6 protein-coding genes are annotated in these 4,545 nt (G+C 62.2%); 4 read left to right on the top strand and 2 right to left on the bottom strand.

The annotated features are described in order from the left end of the window. The first annotated feature begins 111 nt into the window (after positions 1-111). Positions 112-1,224: a 4-hydroxyphenylpyruvate dioxygenase gene (gene hppD, locus AC5JJ6_RS00325; protein ID WP_496040128.1), complete on the top strand. Its 1,113-nt coding sequence runs from the start codon at positions 112-114 to the stop codon at positions 1,222-1,224. Positions 1,225-1,315: 91 nt separating this feature from the next. Continuing rightward, positions 1,316-1,774: a DoxX family protein gene (locus AC5JJ6_RS00320; protein WP_496040127.1), complete on the top strand. Its 459-nt coding sequence runs from the start codon at positions 1,316-1,318 to the stop codon at positions 1,772-1,774. Positions 1,775-1,800: 26 nt separating this feature from the next. Here the strand turns inward: AC5JJ6_RS00320 and sbmA are convergent, their stop codons facing one another. Both sbmA and AC5JJ6_RS00310 read right to left on the bottom strand, forming a co-directional pair. Then, positions 1,801-3,045, bottom strand: coding sequence for a peptide antibiotic transporter SbmA (gene sbmA / locus AC5JJ6_RS00315; protein WP_496040126.1), 1,245 nt, complete (start codon positions 3,043-3,045; stop codon positions 1,801-1,803). A gap of 70 nt (positions 3,046-3,115) precedes the next feature. Further along, positions 3,116-3,277, bottom strand: a complete 162-nt coding sequence (locus AC5JJ6_RS00310) for a hypothetical protein (protein WP_496040125.1) — start codon at positions 3,275-3,277, stop codon at positions 3,116-3,118. 399 nt (positions 3,278-3,676) lie between these two features. Here AC5JJ6_RS00310 and AC5JJ6_RS00305 point away from each other — a divergent pair, with 399 nt between their 5' ends. Further along, positions 3,677-4,261, top strand: a complete 585-nt coding sequence (locus AC5JJ6_RS00305; protein ID WP_496040124.1) for a PadR family transcriptional regulator — start codon at positions 3,677-3,679, stop codon at positions 4,259-4,261. Further along, positions 4,261-4,545, top strand: a 285-nt coding sequence (locus tag AC5JJ6_RS00300; RefSeq protein ID WP_496040123.1) for a DUF2218 domain-containing protein, incomplete at its 3' end; no start/stop codon positions are given. The genes AC5JJ6_RS00305 and AC5JJ6_RS00300, both read left to right, overlap by 1 nt.

Below are 4,545 nucleotides of genomic sequence, written 5' to 3'. Positions count from 1 at the left end.
TCCTTCTCGTCATGCCGGCATGACGAGAAGGATCACCGATCATTGATAATGCCCTGCCCGCTGCACAAGTTTGAAAGGGAGGTCTTAGCAGCGAGCAGGGAGCAGGGCACCATGGGTCCATATCCGCACGACGCACCGCGAGCCGTAATCTCCGACGAGAACCCGATGGGCACGGACGGGTTCGAGTTCGTCGAATACGCTTCGACCGAACCCGAAAAGCTCCACGCCCTGTTCCAGACCATGGGGTTCTCGGCGGTGGCGAAGCACCGCTCCAGGGACGTGACGCTCTACCGCCAGGGTGAGGTCAACTTCGTCGTTAACGCCGAAGCCGACAGCTTCGCCCGCCGGTTCGCCGAGCAGCACGGCCCCTGCGCCTGCGCCATGGCGTTCCGCGTCGCCGATGCCGGGCACGCCTTCAAGCGCGCCGTCGGCTTGGGCGCCAAGCCGGTGGAAACGCGGGTCGGCCCGATGGAACTCAACATTCCGGCGATCGAGGGCATCGGCGGCAGCCTGCTCTATTTCGTGGACCGCTACGGCGACCGGGGATCGATCTACGACGTCGATTTCTTCTGGACCGGCGAGCGGGAGCCGAAGCCGGCCGGCGCCGGGCTGTATTATATCGACCACCTGACCCACAACGTCCGGCGCGGCAACATGGGCGTCTGGGCGGACTTCTACCAGCGCCTCTTCAACTTCCGGCAGATCCGCTTCTTCGACATCGAGGGCCGCCATACCGGCCTGTTCTCCAAGGCGCTGACCAGCCCTGACGGCAAGATCCGCATCCCGATCAACGAGAGCGCCGACGAGAAGAGCCAGATCGAGGAATACATCAAGGATTACAAGGGCGAAGGCATCCAGCACGTCGCCAGCGGCTGCCGCGACATCTACGAGACGGTGGCGAACCTGCGGGAGCGCGGGCTGGAGTTCATGCCGGCTCCCCCCGCAGCCTACTACGACAAGGTGGACGGGCGCCTGCCCAACCACGGCGAACCGCTGGAGCGGCTGCGGGAATTGGGCCTGCTGATCGACGGCGAGGGTGTGGTGGACGGCGGCCGGACCAAGGTGCTGCTCCAGATCTTCTCCAAGACGGTAATCGGCCCGATCTTCTTCGAGTTCATCCAGCGCAAGGGCGACGAGGGCTTCGGCGAAGGCAACTTCAAGGCCTTGTTCGAAAGCATCGAGGAAGACCAGATCCGGCGCGGAGTGATAGGGCAGGAGGCGTGAAGGTCAGATCCGTTGTGCGTTGCACAACAGGGAAGCTTAATCTACCCTTCGGCCCGATAGTCCATCACAGATGAAGGCTCGGACACCGAATATGGCTTCCTTGAACGGATCTACTTCGTACGGCACACACCTGATCATTCCGCCGCTTCGCCGGGTCTATGCGGCCTTTGGCGATCTGACGTTCGCGCTGATGCGCGTGATCGCGGGCGGCGCCCTCATGACCCACGGCTACGGCAAGGTCACCGATCCGTTCGGCGCGGTCGGAATGGTCGAGAGCCTTGGCTTCGTGCCCGGCACCTTCTGGTCGCCGCTGCTGTCGTTCTCGGAGTTCTTCGGCGGTCTGCTGCTGGCCCTTGGCCTGCTGACCCGGCCGGCTGCCGTGGCGACGTCGATCATCCTGCTGGTGACGATCTATTATCACTGGATCTTCAAGGATCAGGGCTGGTCGGGGTCGGAAAAGTCGATCCTGTGGGTCGGCATGACCTTGTTCTTCGCCGCCCACGGCGGCGGCCGCCTGTCGGTGGACCGCAGGATCGGCAAGGAGTTCTGACCCCGCGCCGATCCCGCGCCAAGCACTCAGACCGTCGAGGGTGCCACCTGCTCGATCGCATCGAGCGGGTCGCCCACGATGGCCGCCTCGAACGCACGCAGGCGCTTGTAGATCGACAGCAGCTCGACGATCGTCGTCCAGGAATTGACGAGGTACTGGAACGACGACCGGACCTGCTCGAACGCGTTGAGGATCTGGTTCATCGCCCCCAGCGTGATCGCGCCCGCGATGATCGTCGGGGCCAGGACGACATAGGGAAAGATGTTGTCGGTCTGGAGATAGAGGATTCGCGCGACGTTGAAGTACATATAGTGGAAGTACAGCCGGAAATAGTTCCGGCGCACATTGTTGAACAGAGCCGCCACCGTCGGCGGCCTCGCCCGGTCGGCATGGTCCTCGCCGTAGACCAGCTCCTTGCGGTAGGCCGCCTCGACCCGCTGGTTGCGGAACTCCAGCCCCGGCAGCTTGATGCCGACCAGCGCCAGGAACGCGGTCCCGAAGGCCGACCACAGAATGGCGACGACGACGAGAGCGTGCGGGACTTCGCCGACCAGGGGCAGTTCCTTCACGGACTCCGACAGCCGCAGCAGCACCGGCAGGAAGGCAACCAGCGTCATGACCGACGTGATCAGGCTGACGCCCAGGCCCTCGACGGTGGTCGAGAACCGCATGGTGTCTTCCTGAACGCGCTGCGAAGCGCCCTCGATCAGGCGCAGCCGGCCCCAGTGTGACATGTAGTAGTCGTTCATCGCCGTCCGCCACCGGAAGATATAGTGGCTGACGAAGAACCGGGTCAGCACGCCGACCGCAACGGCGATGAAGGCGATGCCCGCGAAGTCCAGCAGCGACAGGTAGAACTGCTCGACCGTAACCGGCCCCGACTTGGCCAGCGCGGTCTGGATCAGGTCGTAGAACGGGCCGTACCAGTCGTTGATCGCGACGCTGACCTGAACCTGGAAATACGTGACGAACAGGATCAGCGCCGATCCCAGGATCGACCAGTGCGCCCAGCGATGCGGCGCGAACCACATCCAGAAGGCCGCGAAGATCGCGACCGCGACGGTATAATAGATGTAGAACCACAGGAAGGGTGGCGACCAGAAGACTTCGACGCCGACCGTCCGGGCGCCCTCTTCGGCGGCGACCTCGCCCAGTCCGAACCACTCGCCCAGGGAATCGGCCCCCATGTACCAGACGGCCACGCAGATCGCGATCCACAGCACGACCGACCCGAAGAACAAGCGGGGCGCGGGGAAGAAGCTTACGAACATGCCTTTGAACTCTCCGTATTTGATTTTTCCGGTATAACCTCTTCCCCATGTGAAGAATATGATTCCGGTCTCAGATGTCTTCCGTGCCGCCGAAATCGCCGCCGAAGCCGTCGTCGCCTTGGAGATCCTGCCCGGTGTCCACGTCCTCGGCGCCCAAGTCCTGCGGCTCGTTCCCGGCCTTCTTCAGCTTGCCCATCAGCGAGGAGATCAGTTCTTTTTCCTGCGGAGTCATGGTGGACTCTCCCGAAAAATCACGCGGCTGAAGCCGCAAGGCTTCGGTGCGGATCTTACGTGCCGATCCTGAGCGGCCCAAATTAACAATCGTTCAGAAAAGCCGGATCGAAGATGCCGGATTGAAGATAATGTCCGCGCATTTTTATCTGTAATGCAACCTAAAGTTACCCATACGGCTAACTCACAATGCGCCTTGCACCCATAATGCTGGGTCGTGGTTATATAATCGTACGTTGCATACCTCGCCTCCATTGAATAACTGGACGGTCCGCTACCCAACCGGGAGCGGGCCGTTTTTCTGTGCGGCTGCGGCATGCCCATCTTCCCGATATAAGTCCAGATATATCTTGATTCCCGATATATCTGGACTTATATCGGGAAGATGAGACACAGACACATGGACGGCTTCGACCGTCGTTTCGCCCATTCCGGCGACCTGTCGGATCATCATCCACATCACGGCCCGCATCATGGGTCGCACCACGGCCCGCATCACAAAAGCCATCGCGGCGGCCGCCACGGCGGCAGGCTTTTCGACTATGGCGATCTCCGGCTGCTTCTCCTGGCGATGATCGCCGAGCGGCCGCGCCACGGCTATGAAATGATGAAAGCGATCGAGGAGCGCTTCGGCGGCAGCTACACGCCCAGCCCCGGCGTCATCTATCCGACGCTGTCCTGGCTCGACGACATGGGCTACGCCGCCATCGACGTCGAGGAAGCGGGGCGCAAGCGCTACGGCATCACGCCCGAGGGAGAAGCCTTCCTCGTCGCCAACCGCGCCGCAGCGGACGAGTTGCTATCGCGCAGCGGCCCGGCCGGCGGCGCCGGCGGAGATTCCGTGCCGGCGCCGGTGGTGCGCGCCATGGAGAACCTAAAGCTTGCCATGCGCCTGCGCCTGAAGCGCGGCCCTCTGGACCAGAATGCCGCCGAAAACATCGCCGCCGCCCTCGATGCGGCGGCCCAGACCGTGGAGCGAAGCTGATGAACGAACGATCGCCCTCTATTTCTCAGGCGGTAAGCGTAGCCGAGATCGCCACGCCGAACAGCAGCAAGTATCTGCAACAGCTTTGCAAGCACTTTCAGCACAAGCTTCCGGTCACCTATGACCAGCATTCCGGACAAATAGCCTTCAACATCGGCGAATGCCGCCTGAATGCCGCCGATGGCATCCTGAAACTGACGCTGACTTCTCCTGATGACGCTCAGATGGCCAATCTACAGGACGTAGTAGCCCGCCATCTTGTCCGCTTCGCATTCCGGGAAGAG

It is taken from the genome of Skermanella sp., assembly GCF_059503625.1.
Note: the sequence above shows the minus strand (reverse complement) of the source record. Positions and strands in the feature narration are given on the sequence as shown.